This window comes from Streptomyces sp. SJL17-4 (genome assembly GCF_036826855.1).
In the GTDB taxonomy this organism is placed as follows: domain Bacteria; phylum Actinomycetota; class Actinomycetes; order Streptomycetales; family Streptomycetaceae; genus Streptomyces.
In genome coordinates this window covers 1165829-1187154 of record NZ_CP104578.1, presented here as the reverse complement: position 1 = coordinate 1187154, position 21326 = coordinate 1165829, and the positions used below count along the sequence as shown (strand labels likewise).

Below are 21326 nucleotides of genomic sequence, written 5' to 3'. Positions count from 1 at the left end.
CCGGTGGCCATGCAGTCGGAGATTTGGCCACGAAATTTGAGACCCTACAGCTGTTGTAGGGGCTCGCCGCTCGTGGCACTGGCCGTGATCGTGACCAGCGGTTCTTCCGCTGTCTCAGGTCGATGGCACCGCTGGCCAGTCTCACGCACGTGGCATTTCCTCAACTGCCATGCGGGAGAGGGGCACCGGTGATCCGCTCCCGCATGGCCGGGGATGATCGATCACAACCCTGGTTGCTTGGCCGTGCCCGGGCGGCGCCGCCTGCCGGATCAGGCGGTACCGGCCGGGAGGTGACGCGGCGGTTCTAGGCTCGGGTGGTCGGAGCGTTCCGCTCCAGGCGGGCGCCCAGGGTGGCGGCGAAGTCCTCGGCGCGTGCCAGCTGGACGCGCAGCTTCTCCACCTGTTCGTCGGCGGCCTGCCGGTAGGTCCGCACCCGCTCCAGCAGCACCTCGCGCTCGCTGGTGTCGAGGCCGGTCTCCGCGTCGAGGCGGTCGGTGGCGTCGAGCAGGTCGCGCATCTGGTCCAGGGTGAAGCCGAGCGGCTTCATGCGGCGGATGACCATGAGGCGGGCGACGTCGGTCTCGGTGTAGAGGCGGAAGCCGCCCTGTGAGCGGGCGGAGGGGATGACGAGGCCGGTCTCCTCGTAGTGCCGGATGGTGCGCAGGGACAGCTCGGTCCTCGCGGCGACCTCGCCGATCTGCATGTGCTTGTCGTCCACGCCCGTGGTCCTGGCCCTTCTCCTCGTAGCGGGCCGCGTCCCGTACCGCTCCGACCTCTACTCTAACGTTAGGGTAGAGTTGTTGATGGTGAGGGCGGCCCGGCTGCCCCGCTACTGCCGTTCCGGGGCCGATGGCGCCCCCGGCGAAGATCCGATTCTTGCAGGAGAGAGCGTGCGCGAGCCCATGACGCCGACCGCCGCCGCCTGCCCGCCGTGACTCTTCGCCCCTCGATGTGAGCTGCCCGGCCGCCCGTGCGCGTCGCCACGCCACGTCCCCCCTCTCTACTTCCGGCCCGCCTCGCGGGCCGCCCGCGGGGTCCGGCCCGGCCCCTGCGCGTCCTTCCGCACGCCCCGTCCTGCCCGTGGGGTGTGCCCGAGCACGACAGGTACGCATCTCCTTGTCTTCTGCTGCTGTGACTCCCGCCGCGCGGCTGCGCGGCCTGAAGCCCGACTGGATCTCCGACCCGAAGGTCTGGCGCACCGAGGTCCTCGCGGGCCTGGTCGTCGCCCTGGCGCTGATCCCCGAGGCGATCTCGTTCTCGATCATCGCCGGGGTCGACCCGGCGATCGGCCTGTTCGCCTCCTTCACCATGGCCGTCGTCATCTCGATCGTCGGCGGCAGGCGGGCGATGATCTCCGCCGCCACCGGCGCCGTCGCACTGGTCATCGCCCCGCTCAACCGTGAGCACGGCCTGGGCTACCTGATCGCCGCCGTCATCCTGGCCGGCGTCTTCCAGGTCCTCCTGGGCGCGCTCGGGGTGGCGAAGCTGATGCGGTTCATCCCCCGCTCGGTCATGGTCGGCTTCGTCAACTCCCTCGCCATTCTGATCTTCATGGCCCAGGTCCCCGAAATGCGCAACGTGCCCTGGGCCGTCTACCCGCTGATCATCGGCGGCTTGGCGCTCATGGTGTTCTTCCCGAAGATCACCACCGTGATCCCGGCGCCGCTGGTCTCCATCGTCATCCTCACCGTCATCACCGTCGGCGCGGCGATCGCGGTACCGACCGTCGGCGACAAGGGCGCCCTCCCCTCGTCCCTCCCGCTGCCGGGCCTGCCGGACGTGCCCTTCACCCTGGACACCCTGACGACGATCGCCCCGTACGCGTTCGCGATGGCGCTGGTCGGCCTGATGGAGTCGCTGATGACCGCGAAGCTCGTCGACGACATCACCGACACCCACTCCAACAAGACCCGCGAGTCCATCGGCCAGGGCATCGCCAACATCGTCACCGGGTTCTTCGGCGGCATGGGTGGCTGCGCCATGATTGGCCAGACGATGATCAACGTGAAGGTGTCCGGCGCCCGCACCCGCGTCTCGACCTTCCTCGCCGGCGCGTTCCTGATGGTGCTCTGCATCGTCTTCGGCCCGATCGTCTCCGACATCCCCATGGCCGCCCTGGTCGCCGTGATGATCATGGTGTCGTTCGCGACCTTCGACTGGCATTCCATCGCCCCCAAGACCCTCAAGCGGATGCCCGCCGGCGAGATCGCCGTCATGGTCATCACTGTCGTGGTCGTCGCGGCGACCCACAACCTCGCCATCGGCGTCGTCGTCGGCTCCATCACCGCCATGGTCATCTTCGCCAAGCGCGTCGCCCACCTCGCCGAGGTCACCGCCGTGATCGACCCGGACAGCACCACCGTCGTCTACCGGGTCACCGGCGAGCTGTTCTTCGCCTCCTCCAACGACCTCGTCGGCCAGTTCAACTACGCCACCGACCCCGACAAGGTCGTCATCGACCTGTCCGACGCGCACATCTGGGACGCCTCCTCCGTCGCCGCCCTGGACGCGATCGAGACCAAATACGACCAGCGCGGCAAGACCGTCGAGATCACCGGCCTGAACGACCCGAGCGCCGACCTCCACGGCAAGCTCACCGGCGAACTCGCCGGCAGCCACTGACACAGCGCGCAACAGAGAGAGGGCCCCGGCCATGCCGGGGCCCTCTCTCTGTTCTGCGGTGCGGTTCGGCGGTTCAGCCCCAGCGGCCGGTGGCCGGGTCGCGTTTGGCGACGTGCCGGGTGACTGCACCGGCCTCTGCCCGAGTAGTCGGGAGGAGGCCCACATTGTTCCCCGGGCAATGAAAGATCACTTCCGTCGAGGTCGCCGTTCGCTGTTCCGGGGACACCGCACAGGTGGACCAGCTCTGGGCCTCCGTACCTCTTTGTCGACTGCAGGCGGCTGCACCTTGGAGAACCTTCCGCTGGTACAGGGGGCAGAGGCATTACTCCGGGACCTACTGGTCCTCCACGGTGCGAGATCACGTGATCTACGAATCACGCCTCGACTCGCCCGGCTCCTACGCCCCGAACAGCGCGTCTCAATGACATGGCCAACTGGCCAACCGGTGGCCATTCAGTCTGAGATCTGGCCACGAAATTTGAGACCCTACAACATAGCGGGCCTGTTCAGTTCGCCGGAGGCAGACAGGGAGAAGCGCGGAAGGGCTGGTGGGCAGGCGGCAAGGGATGTCAACGTAGATCCCTTCCCGAAAGTGCCAGGTCAGAGAGGTGAATGCCCATGACTGTTGATGCTGCGAGGCCAGGCTTCTCCACCACCGTCGCCGAGTTGCGGCTGCGGACATGGCTGCTTGGCCGGGGGCAGCCGATGGACGTCATCGACCTGTTCACCGACGCCGCCTTCAAGGTCGTCGTCGACGACCGCGCCGATGTCCACATCGCCAGCAAGGACGGCCGGTTCTACCTCGGCTGGTTCCCCGACGGCCGGCCCGGCACCGACACAGAGGGCTGGAAGCTCGCCGTTACCGGTACCGCGGACGTGCCCGGCTACTGCGTCTCCTTCCACAGGGAGACTCCAGCCGACGTGGTGGCCGCAGTGGTCACGCGCATCCTGGCCACCTCCAGCCCGGTCGTCCCCGCCTGACGGCGACGAAGCCCAGACCATCCCCTTTTCGCAACGGAGGCCCCCATTGTCCTCGGACTTCACCGCCCGCGACCTCATCGCCCGCCTCTCCTCGGTCGACCCCGACACCCCCGTACGCCTCGCCATCAACCCGTCTTTTCCGCTGGAGCACACCGTCGCCGATGTCCTCGCCACGACCGATGCGCTCGGCAACGCCGTGCTCTATGTCGTGGAGAGCGGCCAGCAGGTCGGTCCCGTACCGCCGGCCGTGACCGTCGGCGCGGGCTGGCACGAGCCGACCGAGGCCCCGCGCTGTCGCCGTGGCGCCGTTGCTGCGCACTAGTCCCACCCCACTCGCCTGGAGGCGCCCCTGAACCCGCACCACCCCCTCTACCCCTCCCACACCGCGTACTGGGTGCACCCGCGTCACCTGGCTGGCGACGACGACGAACTCGCCGACCGCGTCGCCATGACGCTTACGGAGGCCGGCTGGTCCACGTGGACGACGGCCCGCAGCACCCTGCTGCACCTCAGCCCCCGGGGACTCGTCGGCGCCGAGTGGGTCCGCGGTTCCCACGACTTCCTGCTCGGGGAGCTCCCCGTCGCCTGGCATATCTCCGCCCGCACCCATGCGAGCAGCGCCGTGATGGAGTGGAACGCCTACTTCACCACCGGCACGCCGCCCGAGGCGATCGGCGACTTCCTCCTCGCCGTCGATGCCCGCACCGATCCGGCCGTCAACTACGCCGGCCGTGACGCCGTCCTCGACGCCGTGTGCGCGCTCGGGTGGGCCCGTGACCTCGACACCCTCGACAGCCGTGTCTGGGACCCTGGCATGTCCGCCGGCTTCGTCTGGGGGGAACTGCCCGAGCTGGTCCGCGACGGCGACCCGCGCCCAGACTTGTACGGCTGGCAGGCGTGGGCCGAGCCCGTGATCGGCGAGCCCTACCAGTGGACCGCGACCTTCAGCGCCAGCGTCCCACACGACCTCGTCGCCGCCTTCGCCTCCTCCCTCGCCTCGCCCGTCCCGGTCCTGCGCCGCAACCCGCCCGAGAACGCCGACGGCCGCCTCTTCGTCACACCGGCACTGTGACCGGCTGGTTCGCCGGCGCCCCACCCCCACCACTCATGAGGAGATCCACGTGTCCCGCCGCCTTCCCCGCCTGAGCGCCCACCACCCCGACGGCACGGTCTGTCCCACGACCGGACCGAACCGGCACCTGGTCTCCACGAGCGGCAAGCCCCGTACGCCCGAGTGCACCGGCAGGGACCGATGGAACGCGGTCTGTCCCTGTGGCTGGACGTATTCCGCCACGGCGAAGGTGATCACCGACGGCGAGCGCCGCCGCCACACCTGTCCGTGATCACCGCTACGGCACCCTCCGCGCCGGTCGCGGGTGGTGAACGAGGGCGGCCCCTGGCTCAAACGATGAGCCAGGGGCCGTTTTCGTATGCCCAGGGGCGGGTCAGCCGCGCGCCTTGTCGACCGCGCGGGTCAGGTGCGTGTCGACGAGGGCTGGCGAGCCGGAGACGACGACGAGCACGGAACCGGCGCGGACGGCGGTCTGCTTCATCACCGTGTCGCGTCCGCCGGCGGTGAAGGTGAGCAGCTGGCTCCACGCCTCGTCGCCCAAGGCGGGTGCCGGCAGCTGCTGCGTGGCGACCGCGATCGGGGTGTCGCCCACGACAACCCGATAGAGGGGGCAGCCGGTCATGGCCTCGAAGACGGTCTTCGTGCCGGGGCCGAGCTTGTCCAGGGTGTCGCTGTACAGCTCCTCGGCCACCTCGGAGTCCGTACCACGGGTGTAGGCGAAGGTTGTCTTGGCGTTGTTGGGGAAGTCCAGGCTTCCGCCGGCCGCGGCGTCCCCACCGAGGTTCTCCAGGGCGGGGCAGCCGATCACGGTGACGTCGTTGCGGCTGCCGCTGGTCTCGGGCTTGCGGGTGTAACCCTGGCCGAGGTCGGCCTCGTCCAGCAGGCGCTCCGCCAGGGCGGCCGAGGTGAGGGGTGCGGCGGGTTTCGCCGCCGGGGCGGAGCTGACTGCGGCGGCGGGTGAGGAGCCGGAGCCTCCGGCGGGGGCGTTGCCGCCGGCGCAGCCGGAGACGGTGAGCGCGGCGAAGGCAGCGGCGGACAGGGCGGTGGAGGCGCGACGGCGCACGGAGGACCCCTTCAGTGGTCGACAGTGGTCTGACAGGCCGGACCCGTGATGGGTTCTCCTCCGGCGTATCGGCGGAACAGCGGGGCGGGTCAGTGGCCGAGGTGCCGAAGTCCGTCCTCGTAGGAGTCGTACCGGTGCGTGACGGGACCGCTGTGCTGGTCGTACCAGGCGGTATCGAGGCGGGCCTCGGGCTGCTCGTGCCCGGCAGGGCAACGCAGCCATACCGTGTCGTGGATGCTGATCACGATCCAGTTGCGGTAGGTGCCGCACGCGTCGCACGTCCGTACCTGGCCGTCGATCACGAGCGGCTGTGGGTGCGGCATCATCAGCCCCGCCACCTGCTCACGGGCCTGGTCAGGAGCCGTGAGCAGGGGCTCGACGTGCGTTGCGCTCAGCGCTTCCGCCCACTGCCACGCCTCATGGTGCTGCCGGGCTGTACGCCTGCGTCCGAACACGGTTCCCTCTCCTGCTGGTTTTCCACGAGCAGGAAGGATCGTGCCCGGAAGCGTTCCTCCGCTTCAACTCTGAGATATGCCAATGTCACCTCCGCCGGGCGTACGCCGTCCTGGGATGAACCCCTGTCAGTCGCACGTGCCTGCCCGCCGTGATGCGGGGCTCGGTGGAGGGCGGGCCACAGGGACCTATCGGTTCGAGTGTCGCGTCACGTTCTGCTTCTGGGGGGCTGTGCCCGATGCTCCGGGGGAGGATCGCCGGACGGGGTTCATTCCGGTTGCGTCGGCGGGAAGGTCTGCGGTCCGTCGCAGCCGCCAGACGAGCACGTCGCTGACGCGTTCGGCGGTGTCGAGTTCGCGTCGGCCGGCGGCATCGGCGAGGTGAGTGGCCGGATCGTGGCCGGCGGCCTCGGCGTCGGCGAGTGTGGCGGCGAGGGCTGGCCAGCCGGGCTCGGCCAGGATCTGCTCGGCCAGCTCGGGGATGGCCGTGCGTACTGCGCTGGTCTGTCGCTGCAACAGCTGGCGGGTCAGGTGCCGGCCGCGGTGGTGGAGTGCGGCGAGTGGCTGCTCGGCGGCGGCCTGGTAGGCGATGCGCAGGTGTTCCGCGGCCTGGTGGGCTGCTTCGGCCTGCTGGGCGTGGCCCTTCCTGGCGTGCCAGTGTGCAACGGCGATGATGAGGAAGAACAGCATGTCGATCGCCATGGCCGTGGTGGCACCGTCCTCCCCGCGGCCGAGGGCTGGCCCGCCGTGCACGAGATCGCGGGCGGCCTGGCGCAGGGCCCGGTCGCGCCCGCGTACGGCACGGACGTGAGAGCGGGAGGCACGCTCGAACGCCCAGGCGGCTTCACTGAGTTCCCGCCGGGTGTGGGCGGCAGAGGTCTTGGCGAGCGCGTCGAGCACTTCGCCGGCGGCAGCGACGTACGCGGCGGCGATCGCGTCGTCGCCCTGCTCGATGACCAGGACGGCCTGCCAGGCCGTGGTCGCCGTCCGTCGGCGCGCGGCGGCGGGCGCTCCCGGCCCCGCCCCTCTGGGTGCTTCGGCCGGCGTGTCGCCTTGTCCGGGGGCATCGGCGGACCAGCGTTCGCGGACGCGAGGCAGGGACAGGTCGGGGGCGAGGCGGGCGCCCGGGTAGTAGACGGGCTCTCCGTTCTTGTTGCGGTCGTCGGGCCGAGCGACCTTGTAGCCGAGCAGGTCCCCGGAAGGGGCGACACGCTTCTTGACCAGGAGGCCGGACGCGGCCAGGCGGTCGAAGAACTCCTCCTCGCCCTGGGCGCCGGCTACGGCCCGCCGTACGGTCTCGCGCAGTTCCTCGCGGGCGGTGCGCTCGCGGCCCTGCCGTTCGGCCTTGTGCCGCTCGGCGCTGGTTGGCCGCTGGGCGGCGGTGCCGTCGCCGGGGGCGACCTGGTGCAGGCCGAACTCCTTCTCGATGAGCCGGGCTTCGGCCTGGGCGCGCTTGCCGGAGCGGAAGTCGTCGGGCCGGGTGCCGTCCTCGCGCACGAGGGTGGCGACGATGTGGATGTGGTCGTCCGCGTGCCGCACGGCGGCCCAGCGGCAGCCGGGCTGCCCCTCGCCCGGGTCGATCCCGGTGGCGGCGACGATCCGGCGGGCCACCTCCGCCCACTCCTCATCCGACAGGGTCCGGTCGCCGGGCGCGGTGCGCACGGAGGTGTGCCAGACGTGCTGGGCGGGACGGGCGTGCTTGGGCAGCGCTTGGACGGGCTGGTCGAGGAGCTGCTGGAGGGCCTTCAGCGTGGCGTTCGGGTCGCGGCCGGGGTCGGGTGCCATGCCGTCGAACGAGGCGACGAGGTGCGGATCGACGTGCTCCTCGCGCTTGCCGGGGCCGTAGAGGTAGGCGAGCAGACCGATGGTCCGGTCCCCGGGATCGTTGACGCTCGGGATCATGCCGCCCGCTGCCGTTCGAGAACCGCCGTCGCGGCATCATGGACGGCCTCAGCGGCACGCCGCACGGCCGCGAGAGTCGCCTGCAGCTGAGGCGCGTCCGCGCCGAAGTTGAGAGCCTTCACCGCCTGATTGAGGTTGCTGCCGGCCCAGCCGAGCTTGCGCCGGCTGTCGAACAGAGCAGTGATCACTTCACGGTCGTCGGCGATCTCGACGCTCGTACGGTCGAGGTTCCGGGCCGCGGCGAGCGCGGCACGGGCGAGGAAGCCGGCGACGGACAGGTTGCAGGCAGCGGCGGCGGAGACGATCAGCGCGTACTCGTCTTCGTTGAAACGGGTGTTGGGCTGACGCAGACGCTTCTTCGCGGGCGGCTGACGCGGACGCTGGCGCGCACGGCGCTCGCGACGGCGTGGCTTCGGCTTCTGCTCTTCCCCCGGCTTCAATCCGCCCTCGGTCGAAGCCTCCCGGACCTGCGCCCCCTGGTGCAGGTCCGCTCCCGCCCCTTCGGGGGCGGGGCTGGCGGAAGCTACGCTTCCGCCCCAACTTGCTCCCCGCCAGACCGAGTTGGGTGCCTGCTCGCTGTCGGCGGGGACCGGGGTGTTGTGCGGGATCGTCATGGTACTCGGGTCCTTGTATCGGGGAAGAGCGGGACCGCTCCGGTCTTGATACCGGAGCGGCTGGGGCGGAGCTGAGAGGCCCGGAAACCTGCCGGGCCTCTCAGTAGTCGATGGGGCTATCCGCATTCGAGACAGCGCGCGACGTGCCCGGACAGGCCCCTCGCCATGCGCTGCCTGCTGCTTCTGGCCAGGTCGGTGCTGGCCCTGGCGGTGGGCGAGCCCTGGTGCCGGGCGGCGTGGTTGAGCAGGTAGGCGGTCTCCTGCATGTACTTGGCCCGGAGTCGGTCGAACTTCTGGCAGGTCTTCATCGAGCGCTCCTCACGGTCGCGGCCTGCGGCCCACGCAGGCGGGCCAGGACCGGGGTCAACCGGTCGTTTCGAATGGGGATCTTGTGTTCGCGCATGATCCCTCTGAGCTGGACGCGGGTGACGGTTTCGTTGCCGTCCCGCTTCAGCACGTCAGAGATATGGGGACGGACCAGCTCGACGATTTCGTCCTCGGTCAGCCTCGGGGCACGTGTCCGCCGGCCCTTCAGCCCTGCGGGCGGTTCCGGGTCCCCGTCGTTGTCGGGACGGTCCCCTTCGGGTTCCGGGTCCCCGTCGTTGTCGGGACGGTCCCCTTCGGGTTCCCGGTCCCCGCCGGTGTCGGGACGCCCCTCCGGGACCGGGTGGGGGAGCGGCTGCTCAAAACCGCCCCCTGGTGCGGCGTGCTCGTGCTCGCGGGTCCCGATGCCCCCCTGCCCGACGGGGCGGGGATCGCCATCCGCCGGGACCACACGTTCCCCGGTCCCCTGCTGGCCGGGACCCGCTGCTCCGTCGTCGTACTCCGGATACGGGACCGGGGCCACAGGCGTCCGGGGACCGTCCCCGTCCGCGCTCGCTTTCCCAGGGCTTGTCACGGGGACCGGGGACGTTGCCTTGGAGCCGTCCGCCCCCCGGGGGCCGACGGTCCCCACTTCCACGGTCCCGGCAGGACTCGACCAGAGGCGACCCTGATCCCCTTCGACCACAGCTCCCGTCCCGGGGGCCGCTGCCGGCGCAGGCGGTTCGTTGTGCCGGCTGCGGGGTGCGACGAGCTGGTGAATCTGTCGCATCAGGACACCGAAGGCCAGCAGGGCGGCGGTCGGGGGGACGGCGGCGACGATGTAGTCGAGCAGCGGGACCGGCGCGTCGGTGCTGCCGTGGACGCCAGCGACGTTCAGCGCGATCGAGCCCACGGATCCCGTGACCGTCAGACCGATCGCCCAGCCGTCCGTCACGCGCTTCAGCCCCGCGCGGAGCATCAGCAGTTCACCGGTGACGATGAAGGCGTCCACGGTCCCCGGCCAGGCCCACTGCCGGGTGAGGGAGCCGCCGAGCCCGTGCTGGCCGGCGACTTCCGCCAGGTGGGCGTAGGACAGCCAGAAGGACGCGATGGTCAGCGCCACGATGACGGCGCCGGCGGCGGCGAGGACGTACCGTTCGGCAGCCTCCGTGGAGGGAGGGCCGGCCGGATCGTGAGGGTGGGTCATGCTGCCTTTCGGAGCTCGTCGAACAGGACGGGTTCGGGGACGCGGCGGTCGACAGGGACGATGTCCTCGCCGCTGCGCTCGGCGTCCGGGTTGTCGGCGTCGTGGATGCCGCTCGTCAGCGGCTCCTCAGCGTTCTCGTCGGCCTCGCGGGCCGTGGCGGTCGGGACCGGGGCGGGGGCGGAGTGCACGGTGTGCCGGATGCGGTCGTCGATCGCTTCCGACTCCTCGCGCATCTGGTCACGTGCCCAGTCGACGCTCACCCCGAGGACGTGGGCGAGGCGGCTGGCCCTCCAGCCCCTGGCGCAGGCGTAGCTGATGATGGCCTTGCGCTCGAGGCTGCTGAGGTGGACGTCACGCCCGTTGACCGCTTCGCGAACCCGGCCGTAATCGAGGCGGTCGTCGAGCTTGGTACGCCACTTGGCCCGCTCCTTCGGGGTCAGACCGCCCCACATCCCCACGTCCTCCTTGTTCTCCAGGGCCCAGTTGAGGCAGTCGAGCCGCACGGGGCAGGCGGCACACACCTGCCTGGCCTGCCGCCGGTCGCGGGTGTTGCGGGGGCCGTGGAAGAACAGCCGGTCGGCCTCCTTGGGCTTGACGCCGTAGCAGGCGGCGCGGGCGTGCCAGCTGTGGTCCGAGACCGAGCGGACGGCCGGCTGAGGGCCGGTGGTGGTCGTGATGTAGCGCATCAGGGTGTCTTTCGGGTACGCCCCGGGCCGCTTCGACGCCGTTCGGACGGCGGAAGGGCGGGGCGGAGGGATGGGCCCGGCTGCGGCGGCGGGCCGAGGAGAGGAGGGGCCGCGTGTCAGCGCTGGAAGCGGCGGTCGGGGCCGGTGAAGCGGACCACCGGTGTGCACATGCCGGACAGGCGGCTCAGTACCCGGTCGCCGACCAGGTCGCGCAGGACCGGCTGGCGGGGGGAGTCGGCGAGCTCGCGGACCGGCGGCAGGTTGGTGGTGAAGATCGTCGGAAGCTTGTTCTGGCAGCGCCAGTTCACCAGCCGGAAGAGGATCTCCTCGGTCCATGCCGACGTCTTCGCAGCTCCGAGGTCGTCCAGGAGCAGCAGCGGGACCCGGACGATCCGCCGGAGCTGGTGCTCCAGGTCCACACCGGACTGCGGGCGGGTGTCGCCGAACAGGTCGGCGGCGGTCGTGGCGTGCCAGGCCACCCCGCACCCGGAGGCGGTCAGCGCCCGGATGGAGGCGTACGCCTGGTGGGTCTTGCCGGTCCCGAGGTTCCCCCACAGCAGCAGAGACGGTCCATGCTGGATCCGCCGGCGGCCGAGAGACCCGTACTGCGGGTTGAGCCCGCCGGAGTTCGCGGCGACCGCGCCGTCGGCGACCTTCCGCACCCAGGCGGCGACATCGGGGTGCTCCACCAGCGCGTTGCGGTAGTCGACCGGGATGCGCTGCTGCGCGGCCTCCAGGGCCGGGATCGGCTCCGGGGTGTCCGGGAGCGTGGCCGACGGGTCGATGCCGCGCTCGGCGAGCTTCGCCTCCAGGCGGGCCCGCAGTCGCTCGGGTACGGCGGGCTGGGGGTCGGCGAGCTGGTAGCGGGTCACAGTTGGCCTCCGAATCCACTCGGCTCGGCAGCGGGGTCGAGGTAGGGCACGTATCCGGAGGCGCCCCAGGGGCCCGCGCCGGAGGCGCCGACTGCGGACGGCGACCGCGAGGCGTTCAGCGCCTCGTTGACCAGGCTCGGCAGGACCGTCGCGTGCAGACCCTTGATCCGCAGCTGGCCCAGGGCGGGGCGGATCACGTCCGGGTCGAAGCCCTCCTCCAGCAGGCCCTTCACCTGCCGGCCGACGAGCGCCACGACGTCCTTCGGCGGGCGGTGGGCGCAGCCACGCACGTACTCGGCCACCAGCGCCTTCGTCGAAGTGCCCGGCGCAGCGTTGGACGGGGCGGGGGCCGTGCCCCCCTTAGGGGAAGATCCAGGATCCAAGATCCTAGATCCAGACGCCGAGCCCTCGCGAGGATGCATCGAATCTTCGGCGAATGCCGTCTGACCTGCGAATTTGTCGGGCACCTGGGAGGGGGCCCCGACGAGGGGCCCCTCACTGCTCACCCGCACGGTCCGGCTGCCCGCCATGGCGTGCGAGTCCGTGTCCGGCTCTCCCGCGGCGGGCGATTCCGGGCTTTCGAGGGCTCGGCGAGGGTGCACCGTCTGGGTCACGTCCGGGGCCGTGGGCCGCGCGGTGCGGGTCTGCTCGGCCGCCGGGCAGGAGTCCTGGGAACAGCCGCCGCACTTCTGGTGACTCTGGTGGACCGGGCACCGCGGGCGACGCGAGGCGGAGGGGCGGTCGATCTTCTGGTGCTTCTCCCACGTCGCGATGTGCAGGTAGGAGTTGCCGTCACAGCCGGTGTAGCGGCAGATCAGGCCGGCACCCGCCAGCTGCTCCAGGTCGACGGCGACGTTGGCCGGCGTGTGTTCGGCGCGCAGGGCCCACAAGCGTCCGGCGATGATCGCGGGGTGGTCGCGGAAGCGGCCAGAGTCGTCGGCCTGGGTGAGCAGGCCGAAGAAGGTCACCATCGCGGTGACGTCGACCGAGGCGAGATCTTCGCTTTCGAATGCCTCGGGTTTGATCGTCCGGATCCGCGCCATCAGGCAGCACCTCTCGTAGGGAGGCGGCGAATGGGACTTGCCGCGCGGGCCGAATCCCCCGGCCACTTGCGCAGAGCGGCGGTCATACGACACTCTCCTGTTCAGTGAAGCCGCACCGGTTGGTCCCGTGGGAAGGACGGTGCGGGTGAATGTGATCTCCATCGCGGGCCCTGGCCCGGGCGGGTGATCTGTTGAGGCGTCCGGCGTCCGAGAGTTGCCGCTCTCGGGCGCCGCCGCTTTTTCGGGGCCTTCAGACCTGTCGGGTTCTTACGTTCTCCTCGCTCGTCGCGATTCGGGCATGATCACCCGAGAGGACGACGAACATACGCAGACCCGGTCGGCAAGTCCATACATAGCTCTGATTCCTGTTACAACCTGTGTCGCTGCCGAGAGGGTGGCGTTGTCCATTTCGTGGCCGCGCGCAAGCGACTCTCCGAGCCGCACGATGTCGGGATTAATGATCTTCCCCCTGCCCAATGCGACGCGATCACGTCGCTGACCTGCTGGTGACCAGGATTTAAGCCCGCTCCGGAAACGCCGTCAACGGCGTCTCAAGTCGGCTTTACGCGCGTAGAAACCCACCGCGCCACGACAGTCGAGGAGGGGCTTCGCGAGTTAACTCCCTAGCGGAGAAAGCGGGATGGGTCAGGAAGCAGAGCGGTTCCCCGTGGAGGCGGATGGGCGCTCGTGTGGTGCTGTCGGCCTGAAAGAAAAAACCGGCAAGAATTTGCCGGTTTTGAAACCGGCAAATTCCTGCCGGTTTTCTGTCTGATTCGTTCCCGAACGTCGGCATATCGCCTCGACCCAGTTCCTGCGCAAGAGTGGGAAGGTGTGGCGTCTGTCACGTCTGTCGCTGATTCCAAGATCGACAATCTATCTCGTATCCTGGAATGGAGGTCAAGGGGAGGGTCGCTGCGCGGAGCGTGGCAGCCCTCCTTTTTGTTGCCTCGTCTCGGGGATCCGCCCTCCGCCGGAGGGGAAATCATGATCGAGGAGAAGTGGATGGGCGCCACAATGCCCTTCCCCGCAGACGACGGGGACAATGAGTGGGCGGGCACAGCCTCAGATAATGGGGCTGCTGAAGGCGAGGCCATGGCCACGGGGCCTGGTCGGCCGGCCCAGGAGCACTGCGAGATTCCGCACGCTGGCCAGGTCATGGGATTCGCCGGCCAGCTGCGCTCCTGGCGCAAGGCGGCCGGTGAGCGCAGGGGCCGCCGGGTGACCCAGGGTGAGTGCGCGAAGGCGATCGACCGCTCCGAACGGTGGTACCGCGACCTGGAGCGCGGTGCCGGCAGGCACCGGCTCGACCGCAAGCAGTGCGAGGACCTCGCCGACCTGCTGCAGCTCGACCGCGACGAGTTCATCGCGCTGCTGCTGTACAACGGCCTGGGTCCCACGACCGCCGCCGGAACCGTCGACGCCCGTGTCCGCAGCGGCCTGCGGCTGCTGATCGACAAGCAGATGCCCAGCCCCACCTTCCTCTGCGATGCGAACTGGAACATCGTCGCGTACAACGCCGCCACCGCCGAGTGGTGGCCCTGGGTACTGGAACCGGGCGCCAACCTCATGCGCTGGTCCCTGACCGTCTGCGAGGCCCGTTCCCAGTACCACGACTGGGAACGGCACGCTGCCACCTACGTGAGCCTGCTGAAGTTCGCGCTGGCCGGTCGTGAGGACAGCGCCGAGCTCATGGAGCTGATCGGCGAGGTCTGCAAGGACCCGACGTCGGACGCATCTGGGACACGTGCAACGAGGTCACCGAGAACCTGGACGGTTATGCCTTCCGCATGACCGTCCCGGCCCTCAACTGGGATTCGGTCGATGTCGTCAGCCATGTCCTGTCCCCTGCGGCGCTGCCCGACTGGAAACTGGTCGTGCTTTCGTGGGGGACCAGGGGTGATGAGGGCGATGACCGTGCCGACGCGGACGGCGGCCTCGGAGAGGCGACCGAGACGCTTCCGAACAGGCTGGACGACGCGCAGCCATCGGCGGCGGAGACCCGTCGTATCGCGCGCGCCATCACCGGGAGGCTCTCGGTCCCGACCGCCGAGGACGCGGCGGCCATGGCGGGCGAGGACCGTATCGACCTGCCGGTGCTCAGTAGGATGATGGGCCCCAACTGCCGGCTCACCCTGTCGCCGTCGGCACAGTCGGTGATCTGGGCCGTAAAGGAAGCCGACGGCCAATGGGGTGTGAACGTCGTCGCGGCCTACACCCTGGCCGTCAAGGTCCCCCAGGCCACCGTCATCGACGAGGCCCGCAAGGAGATGCAGCTCCTCACCCGCGCGATCCTGCCCGCCGAGCCGAAGGAAGCCGTGGCCCGAATCCAGGAGCTCATCCGGCAGACCGAGCACCGCGCAAAGAACCTCAGGGCCGTGTGGCGCGACCTGTACGAGGAAGACAACACCCTCCCGTACGTCTGGGACCCGACCGACGAGATCTGATTGGGCGAGAGACCTCGGACTGTCGCCTGCGATGGCCGGCCCCGACAAGGGGCCGGCCATCGCCCCTTTCGTGGCTGGTGCGGCTTCGGGCCTGCCTCGGTCGTGGGTGACCTCTGGCGCACTACACGCTGAGGTGGCTGCAAAGCCGTTTATGCCGCCTCAAGCGGTGAAGGGCCGTTCTGGCAGCCTTCGGCTCAGATCAGAGCGAAGAAGCATGCTGGCCCTCGCGAGGTCTTCAGGGGTGTCGACTGCTATTCCTTCGTCCTCGACGCCGAGCATCCGTACACCGTGGCCGTGCTCGACGAAGCGCAGCATTTCCACGCTCTCTGTACGCTCCAGAGGCCCCTGCGGGAGGCGCCGGAACAAGCTGAGGGCCGCTCCGGTGAAGCCGTACAGCCCGAGCTGCCGCAGGTATTTCGGCCGGTCCCCGCGCGGGTACGGAATCGGCTGGCGGGAGAACATCAGGGCTTTGCTCTCCGCGTCGACGACGACCTTGACGACGTTGTGGTCCAGGACGGCCCCGACGTCGTCCAGCTCCGTGTACGCGTTCACCGCGAGCGTTCCGGGCGCCAGGTGGGCCAGGGCTTCTGAGACGGCGTCGATCGCGTCGGGCGAGATGAACGGCTCGTCGCCCTGGACGTTCACGTACGCGCTGGCGGGAAGGCGATCCGCACACTCCGCGACGCGGTCGGTGCCGGTGAGGTGTTCTCCGGTGCGCACGCAGTCGATGCCCAGCTCCTTGCACGCCGCCTCGATGCGTTCGTCGTCGGTGGCGACGACCACGCCGTCGAGGCGCTTCGCCTCCAGGCAGCGCTGGTGGACGTGCCACAGCAGCGGCTTGTCCCCGAGCTGTGCTAGGGGCTTCCCAGGAAAGCGGGAAGCTCCCCAGCGGCAGGGGATGACGGCGATGTGGTGGCGGGGCACGGTGCTCGGTGGTGCGGCGGTGGTGGCGGCCACGGCGTACTCCTGTCGATGTGCGTCAGGAACGGATGGGGACGGGGAGGAGGGCCAGCTGGGCTCGGACGGTAGGAGAGGCGGCATCCTCGACGGACCGCCACTCGTACCCGTTGACCTCTTCGGCCTGGAGCATGACCTCGCCTTGGGCCCGGAGGCGGAAGGACCAGCGGAAGTGCACGTGCTGGTGGACCTGCTCCAGCATGGGCTGGTCGACGGACCTGGGCTTGGGCAGGACAGAGGCGACCGTGGACGTCGCGGCCATCGCACGGAGGAACGCCGGCCGCTCAGGCAGCAGGCGAGTGGTAACGGCGCCGTCGGCGGGGAACCTTGTCGTGATCTGCTGGAAGAACGCGTCCAGTCGCGCCTTCTCAGGATTCTCCACTGCAACTCCTCCTCGTCTCCCGCCGGTTATGCAGCGCGACCGTACGCGGCGGCCTCGGCGGCCAACGCCTGCATCTGGGCACGCATGCCGCTGTGGAGGTCGATATGGGGCTGCCAGCCCAGGACCTCGTGTGCGCGACCGGGGTTGGCGCGGGTGGTGAGGACGTCCCCGTTGCGCGGGTGCTCCTGGTGAACCTGGATCTCGCGCCCGGTGAGGCTGTTCGCGATGCTGATCACGTCGAGCAGGGAAGCGCTTGAGCCGCCTCCCACGTTGATCACCCCGTTGGCCGTCGGAATGGTGGCCGCGGCGATGGTGGCGGTGACCGCGTCGTCGATGTACGTGAAGTCCCGGCGCTGGTGGCCGTCCCCGTACAGGCGCAGCGGCTGGCCGGTGAGGGCGGCCTTGAGGGCGCGGTGCGTGAACATGTCGGGGCGCTGTCGGGGGCCGTAGACGGTGAAGTACCGCAGGACGACGACGCTGGTGGGGCAGTGGGCTTGAGTCGCGTGCGCGAGGCAGAGCTGCTCCTCTGCGAGTTTCGTGACCGCGTACGGGGAGGCCGGCCGGGGCCGGTCGGTCTCGACGCTCGCACCGCCGTCGGTGGGGCCGTAGACGCTGGAGGACGAGGCCACCACGAGCCGGGGTACTCCCATCCGGGTGGCAGCGTCCATGACGCGGTGGGTGGCGAGGACGTTGGAGGCGACGTAGTCGCTGAACTTCGGTCCCCAGGAGGGGCGTACCCCGGGGATGCCCGCCAGGTGGAAGACGGCGTTCGCGTCGACGAGCATCGGCTCGATCGCGCAGCTGAGGAGGTCCCCGGTGACGTGCATGTAGCCGGGGAGGCCCTGCAGGGCGGCGAGGTTGGTCGCGGCCGTGGGGTCGGTGGCCGGGTCGCGCCGGTCGACGCCGACGACGACGGTGCCAGCCTGGACGAGGGCGTGCGCCAGGTGGGAGCCGATGAAGCCGGCGGCGCCGGTCACTACCGCTCGACGGGGTACGGCGTTGGTCAGGTGGGGCGGGAGCTGTGACACGGAGGGTCTCCAGGAATCGGGGGAGTGGTGGTTCAGGGGAGGCGGGCCAGAACGGTGCGGCCGTGGGTGCTGAGGGCGAGGTCGTCCTGCTCGTGTCCGCGGACGAGTGCGGTGACCGCCTCGATGGCGCCGAAGGAGTCCAGCAGCCGCTGTTCGGTGTCGTTCAACGGCTTTCCGTATCCGGCGAAGAAGGCCGTGCGGAGGTTGGGGGCGGCCTGCCAGCGGCGGAACTCGAGCCGGGCGAAGTCGCGGATGCGGGCGTCGCGGCGCATGTGCTCGAAGTCGCACAGCCCGAAGGCGTCGCCGAGGAGCCAGTTCCGTGGCTGGTAGTCGAGGTGGCACACGGCGCTGTCCATGAGCGTGTTCGCCAGAATCTCCGCGTGGTGGCTGAGGCGTTCGTGCTCGGCCGTGGTGACGAGGCCGGCCTCGTCAGCGCGAGCGGTCCAGGCGCGCAGCCGCTGGGTGAGTTCCGTGCCGACGGCACCGGTGCGCGGTACCGAGGTGGCGTGGTGCAGCTTGCCCAGCACGCGACCGGCCTCGCAATGGGCCTGCTCCTCCTCGGGCGACCCCGGTGCGACCGTGTCCGCCCGCACGCCGGGAACAGCGGTGAGCAGCAGCGTGCACGTCCGGTCCTGTCGGCCCGCCACACGAGGGACGTGGCCGATCAGGTGGGATCCCCAGGCGAGATAGGCGTGGAGCTCCCGGATGTACCGGTCGCGATCGCTGTGCTGCTTGGCGAAGAACTCGTTGCCGTCACGGCTGACCAGACGCAGGACACGAGGCGGGAGCATCGGATCGTGCACGATCCGGACCGCTCCCAGCGCGCCCCGCGCCAGGCTCAGTCGAGGGTCGTCGGACAGCGTGATCACGACGCAGCCTCCTGACCTAAGGCGGCCAGGTGCTCGGTGTCATTGTGGCGATCGAGCATCCACCTTCTCTGTCCGAGGCGATTCAGGTGGTGCTGCCAACGGGTGATGGAGCCGTGGGAGACGGTGAATCCTGCCGGGGAACCGAGCGCGATCCCCAGGAGCAGTGTGTGGGCGACGATCACGGTCTCGCCGTGCGCGGCGAACAGGACGCGTTCGCCCTCGTGTCGGTCGATGAGTTCCTGCAGGAAGCGCCCGGCCCGTCCGAGGTAGCCGTTCCACGTATCGGATCCAGCGGCCCAGGGCCTGTCGGGGTGGGCGTGCGGCCCGCCATCGGCGGCGGTCTTCACCTCTGTCCAGGACTGCCCGTCGGCGGCGCCGTGGACGGGACCGTCGAGACGGTAGTCCACGGACAGGGGGATCCTGACGGCCTGGCTGATGATCTCGCCGGTCTGGCGCAGGCGGATGCGCGGTCCGGCGTACAGCGCGTCAAACGGCTTGGCGCGGTGCTCGGCGGCGAGGCGGAGTGAGACCTGCTCGACCTGGGCGTACCCGCGGTTGGTCAGCCCGGTGCAGGTGCGTGGGCCGCCGACCAGGCCGTCGACGTTGCACTGAGCCTCGCCATGGCGGACGAAGACGAGTTCGGTGGTGATCATGCGGAACCTCGGGGACAGGGGCGGGACGGCCAGCTGTCGCGGTAGCCGTTGCGCCCGGCGTACGGAGCAGTGAGGACGGCGTGCAGGGCCAGGAAGTCGACGAGCCGCTCGCGATCCGTGCTGCCGAGCCGGGGGTCGTGGCGCTCAGCGGCCTCGTTGTAGGCGCGCAGGGTGCAGTCGATGACTGGGGCAGGCAGAGGGCCGTACGTCAGGACCAACGTCGCGATCAGCTTCGCCAGGTCGTACCCCATCGGCGCGAGCGTCAGGTCGTCGGTATCGACCACGTAGATGTCGCCGACCTCGGTGATGATGAAGTTCCGTGGGTTGCTGTCCTTGTAGAAGGCGGCCGGCCCCTCGGCGGTCTTCTCCAGCAGCGTCAGCATCGCGTGGAGGGCAACCCGGTCCGGCAGGTACCCCTGTTCCAGTCTTCTTCGGAGGGCAGACTGCCGGGGACCGATGTAGTCGCCGAAGGCGATGCCGTCCCGGAAGCGGTGCGGCGTGTTCAGAGGCGCCGGCCGGAGGTCGGTGGCCCAGGCTGCTCCGTGGGCGTCGCCCAGCAGCCCGGCCAGGGGCAGCAGGTCCTCTGGCCGGGCCGGGCGGCCGTCGATCCACTCGTACGTCAGACTCGTCGGACCGACCATGGTCAGTGCCGGAAGCCGCAGCGGCCGCGCGTGCTCGGCGAGCCAGGCGTGGTGACGGGCCGCCGAAGCCACCTGGGCAGCGGTCTCGTACCGTTTGATGAAATGCCGGGGTCTCACAGCCTGCCTCCCTGCGACCGAGCCACGACGAACGTGACGAGGGACGTAGTGGTGAGCGGACTGTCCGGAAGGGACTGGTGCAGGCTTGCGGCGAGCGCGCTCGGATTGCCGTACAGACCGGGGGCGAGGTCGTACTTCGGGTTGGTGGCCAGGTACTCGGCCACGTGGTCGTGGCCGTCGAAGGTGAACCTGTGCTCTTCGTGCTCCACGGCGAGGACGTCGAGCGACGCACTGGCCAGGTCGGCGAGATTGCCGCTGTGCGCCGAGATGTACAGGCTCTCGTGCTGTTCGGCTCGTGGGTCGAGGCCGGCGGCAGAGACGAGCTGGTCCATCTCCCGATAGCTGTCGATCCCTTTCGTGACGAGCACGGCCAGACCGCCAGGAGCCAGCGCGCGACCGATCTCCGCAACTACGGTCAGCGGATTGGATGAGTGGTACAGACAGAACGCGGCGACGACGACATCGCACACCCCGGTGGTCACGGGGAGACGGTGGAAGTCGCCCTGGTGGAAGTTCACCAGGAGGTCGGGCAGCCGCCGGGCGCGCCGGCGGGCCTGTTCGACCAGGGCGGGCGCGGCATCGAGGCCGACGACGCGCCGGGGCCGAAGCCCCTCGGCGAGGATCAGGCTGCTCGTGCCGCGACCGCAGCCGAGGTCCAGGGCCAGGCCGAGACGGGCCGGCCGTTCGTGATGGGCACGCACGAGCCCGACGATCGTCTCCGGTACGGGGCGTCCGGCGGTCTTCGCTCGCATCAAGGCGTTGGAGCGGCCGGCCAGCCGAGAGGCGTGCCCGTACAGCTCCGCCTGGCGTGTCGGGTCGAGGAAGGGGTTGGTGCCGCTCATGCCGCGCCCTCCTCTCGGGGGCGCGGGAGGATCAACGGTGCTCGGCGGCGACCCTGCGCAGCCAGCGGCGCGTCTGCCGTCGGCTGGACAGCAGCACCACCTCGGCACGACCTGAGGCGAATTGCTCGATCTTGGCCATGACCCGCGGGCGCATCTTGCGGCGGTACGTCGCCACGTACTTGACCACGCCCCAGTGGATGCGGTTGTGCACCCCGTTGCCCTTGTGCCCGGCCCCGTGCCGGATCTGCCGGGAGAAGATCCCGTACAGTGCGGCCACGGTCGAGACGTCCATCAGGACCACGGTGTCGCAGGCTTCGAGTCGGGTCTGCAGGGTCGAGTTGTAGTTCCCGTCTATCACCCACCTCGGCTGCGCGACCAGCTCCCGCTGCAGGTCGGCGAACTTCTCCATGGGCAGCTCGTTCCACTCGTCGTCGTAGAACGCGGCGTCCAGGTGCGTCACCGGGGCGTCGATAATCCTGCCCAGCTCCCGCGCCAGATACGACTTGCCGCTGCCTCCGCAGCCGACGATGGCGACCTTCTTCATGATGCTCCAGCGTAGAGGTGCTCGGACGCCGG

24 protein-coding genes and 1 pseudogene are annotated in these 21326 nt (G+C 69.9%); 7 read left to right on the top strand and 18 right to left on the bottom strand.

The genetic code is table 11. The features are described from left to right. Window positions 1-304: 304 nt before the first annotated feature. The gene (locus tag N5875_RS05230) at window positions 305-718 is read right to left on the bottom strand and encodes a MerR family transcriptional regulator (protein WP_318209472.1); all 414 of its coding nucleotides are present in this window, start codon (window positions 716-718) and stop codon (window positions 305-307) included. 413 nt (window positions 719-1131) lie between these two features. Here N5875_RS05230 and N5875_RS05225 point away from each other — a divergent pair, with 413 nt between their 5' ends. The 5 genes from N5875_RS05225 to N5875_RS05205 all read left to right on the top strand — a co-directional run bounded on the left by N5875_RS05225 (window position 1132) and on the right by N5875_RS05205 (window position 4946). Continuing rightward, on the top strand, window positions 1132-2622 hold the full coding sequence (locus N5875_RS05225; RefSeq protein ID WP_338492064.1) for a SulP family inorganic anion transporter: 1491 nt from the start codon (window positions 1132-1134) through the stop codon (window positions 2620-2622). A 618-nt stretch (window positions 2623-3240) separates the two neighbouring features. Then, complete coding sequence (locus N5875_RS05220; RefSeq protein ID WP_318209470.1) at window positions 3241-3603, top strand: DUF317 domain-containing protein; 363 nt, start codon at window positions 3241-3243, stop codon at window positions 3601-3603. A 46-nt stretch (window positions 3604-3649) separates the two neighbouring features. After that, window positions 3650-3925, top strand: a complete 276-nt coding sequence (locus N5875_RS05215) for a hypothetical protein (protein WP_318209469.1) — start codon at window positions 3650-3652, stop codon at window positions 3923-3925. A gap of 72 nt (window positions 3926-3997) precedes the next feature. Next, entirely contained in the window at window positions 3998-4675 is a 678-nt protein-coding gene (locus N5875_RS05210; protein WP_318209468.1) for a DUF317 domain-containing protein, read from the top strand. Window positions 4676-4724: 49 nt separating this feature from the next. Next, complete coding sequence (locus tag N5875_RS05205) at window positions 4725-4946, top strand: hypothetical protein (protein WP_318209467.1); 222 nt, start codon at window positions 4725-4727, stop codon at window positions 4944-4946. Window positions 4947-5048: 102 nt separating this feature from the next. Here the strand turns inward: N5875_RS05205 and N5875_RS05200 are convergent, their stop codons facing one another. The 9 genes and pseudogenes from N5875_RS05200 to N5875_RS05160 form a co-directional block, all read right to left on the bottom strand. Beyond that, on the bottom strand, window positions 5049-5738 hold the full coding sequence (locus tag N5875_RS05200) for a hypothetical protein (protein ID WP_318209466.1): 690 nt from the start codon (window positions 5736-5738) through the stop codon (window positions 5049-5051). Between the two features lie 89 nt (window positions 5739-5827). Further along, on the bottom strand, window positions 5828-6193 hold the full coding sequence (locus N5875_RS05195) for a hypothetical protein (protein WP_318209465.1): 366 nt from the start codon (window positions 6191-6193) through the stop codon (window positions 5828-5830). 186 nt (window positions 6194-6379) lie between these two features. Beyond that, a complete protein-coding gene (locus N5875_RS05190; protein WP_318209464.1) occupies window positions 6380-8092 on the bottom strand; it encodes a relaxase/mobilization nuclease domain-containing protein in 1713 nt (570 codons plus the stop codon). Next, window positions 8089-8706 carry a hypothetical protein gene (locus N5875_RS05185; RefSeq protein ID WP_318209463.1) on the bottom strand — a complete coding sequence of 206 codons (618 nt, stop codon included), beginning with the start codon at window positions 8704-8706 and terminating at the stop codon, window positions 8089-8091. Before N5875_RS05185 ends, N5875_RS05190 begins: the two co-directional genes overlap by 4 nt. A 116-nt stretch (window positions 8707-8822) precedes the next feature. Beyond that, entirely contained in the window at window positions 8823-9014 is a 192-nt protein-coding gene (locus tag N5875_RS05180; protein ID WP_318209462.1) for a hypothetical protein, read from the bottom strand. A gap of 761 nt (window positions 9015-9775) precedes the next feature. Further along, window positions 9776-10216 (bottom strand): annotated as a pseudogene (locus N5875_RS05175) (DUF2637 domain-containing protein); the annotation flags it as partial. Then, window positions 10213-10902: a WhiB family transcriptional regulator gene (locus N5875_RS05170; protein ID WP_318209461.1), complete on the bottom strand. Its 690-nt coding sequence runs from the start codon at window positions 10900-10902 to the stop codon at window positions 10213-10215. The gene N5875_RS05170 and the pseudogene N5875_RS05175, both read right to left, overlap by 4 nt. Window positions 10903-11018: 116 nt before the next feature. Further along, window positions 11019-11774 (bottom strand): ATP-binding protein, encoded by a 756-nt coding sequence (locus tag N5875_RS05165; protein ID WP_318209460.1) that lies wholly within the window; start codon window positions 11772-11774, stop codon window positions 11019-11021. Further along, the gene (locus tag N5875_RS05160) at window positions 11771-12817 is read right to left on the bottom strand and encodes a hypothetical protein (protein ID WP_318209459.1); all 1047 of its coding nucleotides are present in this window, start codon (window positions 12815-12817) and stop codon (window positions 11771-11773) included. The genes N5875_RS05165 and N5875_RS05160 overlap by 4 nt, the downstream gene beginning before the upstream one ends. Window positions 12818-13972: 1155 nt before the next feature. Between N5875_RS05160 and N5875_RS05155 the strand changes: the two genes are divergently transcribed. Both N5875_RS05155 and N5875_RS05150 read left to right on the top strand, forming a co-directional pair. Next, entirely contained in the window at window positions 13973-14608 is a 636-nt protein-coding gene (locus N5875_RS05155) for a helix-turn-helix transcriptional regulator (RefSeq protein WP_338492062.1), read from the top strand. Beyond that, window positions 14605-15261 carry a hypothetical protein gene (locus tag N5875_RS05150; protein WP_338492061.1) on the top strand — a complete coding sequence of 219 codons (657 nt, stop codon included), beginning with the start codon at window positions 14605-14607 and terminating at the stop codon, window positions 15259-15261. The genes N5875_RS05155 and N5875_RS05150 overlap by 4 nt, the downstream gene beginning before the upstream one ends. A 159-nt stretch (window positions 15262-15420) precedes the next feature. Here the strand turns inward: N5875_RS05150 and N5875_RS05145 are convergent, their stop codons facing one another. The 8 genes from N5875_RS05145 to N5875_RS05110 are packed head-to-tail and all read right to left on the bottom strand — an operon-like array spanning window position 15421 to window position 21294. Continuing rightward, a complete protein-coding gene (locus tag N5875_RS05145; protein WP_318209457.1) occupies window positions 15421-16218 on the bottom strand; it encodes a 3-deoxy-manno-octulosonate cytidylyltransferase in 798 nt (265 codons plus the stop codon). A gap of 22 nt (window positions 16219-16240) precedes the next feature. Then, window positions 16241-16600 carry a hypothetical protein gene (locus N5875_RS05140; protein WP_318209456.1) on the bottom strand — a complete coding sequence of 120 codons (360 nt, stop codon included), beginning with the start codon at window positions 16598-16600 and terminating at the stop codon, window positions 16241-16243. A gap of 26 nt (window positions 16601-16626) precedes the next feature. Further along, window positions 16627-17628 (bottom strand): NAD-dependent epimerase/dehydratase family protein, encoded by a 1002-nt coding sequence (locus N5875_RS05135; RefSeq protein WP_318209455.1) that lies wholly within the window; start codon window positions 17626-17628, stop codon window positions 16627-16629. A 32-nt stretch (window positions 17629-17660) separates the two neighbouring features. After that, window positions 17661-18497 carry a phosphotransferase gene (locus N5875_RS05130; protein ID WP_318209454.1) on the bottom strand — a complete coding sequence of 279 codons (837 nt, stop codon included), beginning with the start codon at window positions 18495-18497 and terminating at the stop codon, window positions 17661-17663. Next, window positions 18494-19150: a histidine phosphatase family protein gene (locus tag N5875_RS05125; protein WP_318209453.1), complete on the bottom strand. Its 657-nt coding sequence runs from the start codon at window positions 19148-19150 to the stop codon at window positions 18494-18496. Before N5875_RS05125 ends, N5875_RS05130 begins: the two co-directional genes overlap by 4 nt. After that, a complete protein-coding gene (locus tag N5875_RS05120) occupies window positions 19147-19908 on the bottom strand; it encodes a phosphotransferase (RefSeq protein WP_318209452.1) in 762 nt (253 codons plus the stop codon). Before N5875_RS05120 ends, N5875_RS05125 begins: the two co-directional genes overlap by 4 nt. Next, window positions 19905-20750 (bottom strand): class I SAM-dependent methyltransferase, encoded by an 846-nt coding sequence (locus tag N5875_RS05115; protein ID WP_318209451.1) that lies wholly within the window; start codon window positions 20748-20750, stop codon window positions 19905-19907. Before N5875_RS05115 ends, N5875_RS05120 begins: the two co-directional genes overlap by 4 nt. A 31-nt stretch (window positions 20751-20781) precedes the next feature. Next, a complete protein-coding gene (locus N5875_RS05110; RefSeq protein WP_318209450.1) occupies window positions 20782-21294 on the bottom strand; it encodes a topology modulation protein in 513 nt (170 codons plus the stop codon). Window positions 21295-21326: the final 32 nt, after the last annotated feature.

What these genes read in the sequence shown, in the direction of transcription:
- N5875_RS05220 (WP_318209470.1), top strand. Translation starts at nt 3,241, where the DNA reads ATGACTGTTGATGCTGCGAGGCCAGGCTTCTCCACCACCGTCGCCGAG.
- N5875_RS05190 (WP_318209464.1), bottom strand. Translation starts at nt 8,092, where the DNA reads ATGATCCCGAGCGTCAACGATCCCGGGGACCGGACCATCGGTCTGCTC.
- N5875_RS05185 (WP_318209463.1), bottom strand. Translation starts at nt 8,706, where the DNA reads ATGACGATCCCGCACAACACCCCGGTCCCCGCCGACAGCGAGCAGGCA.
- N5875_RS05180 (WP_318209462.1), bottom strand. Translation starts at nt 9,014, where the DNA reads ATGAAGACCTGCCAGAAGTTCGACCGACTCCGGGCCAAGTACATGCAG.
- N5875_RS05170 (WP_318209461.1), bottom strand. Translation starts at nt 10,902, where the DNA reads ATGCGCTACATCACGACCACCACCGGCCCTCAGCCGGCCGTCCGCTCG.
- N5875_RS05160 (WP_318209459.1), bottom strand. Translation starts at nt 12,817, where the DNA reads ATGGCGCGGATCCGGACGATCAAACCCGAGGCATTCGAAAGCGAAGAT.
- N5875_RS05155 (WP_338492062.1), top strand. Translation starts at nt 13,973, where the DNA reads ATGGGATTCGCCGGCCAGCTGCGCTCCTGGCGCAAGGCGGCCGGTGAG.
- N5875_RS05150 (WP_338492061.1), top strand. Translation starts at nt 14,605, where the DNA reads ATGACCGTCCCGGCCCTCAACTGGGATTCGGTCGATGTCGTCAGCCAT.
- N5875_RS05125 (WP_318209453.1), bottom strand. Translation starts at nt 19,150, where the DNA reads ATGATCACCACCGAACTCGTCTTCGTCCGCCATGGCGAGGCTCAGTGC.
- N5875_RS05115 (WP_318209451.1), bottom strand. Translation starts at nt 20,750, where the DNA reads ATGAGCGGCACCAACCCCTTCCTCGACCCGACACGCCAGGCGGAGCTG.
- N5875_RS05110 (WP_318209450.1), bottom strand. Translation starts at nt 21,294, where the DNA reads ATGAAGAAGGTCGCCATCGTCGGCTGCGGAGGCAGCGGCAAGTCGTAT.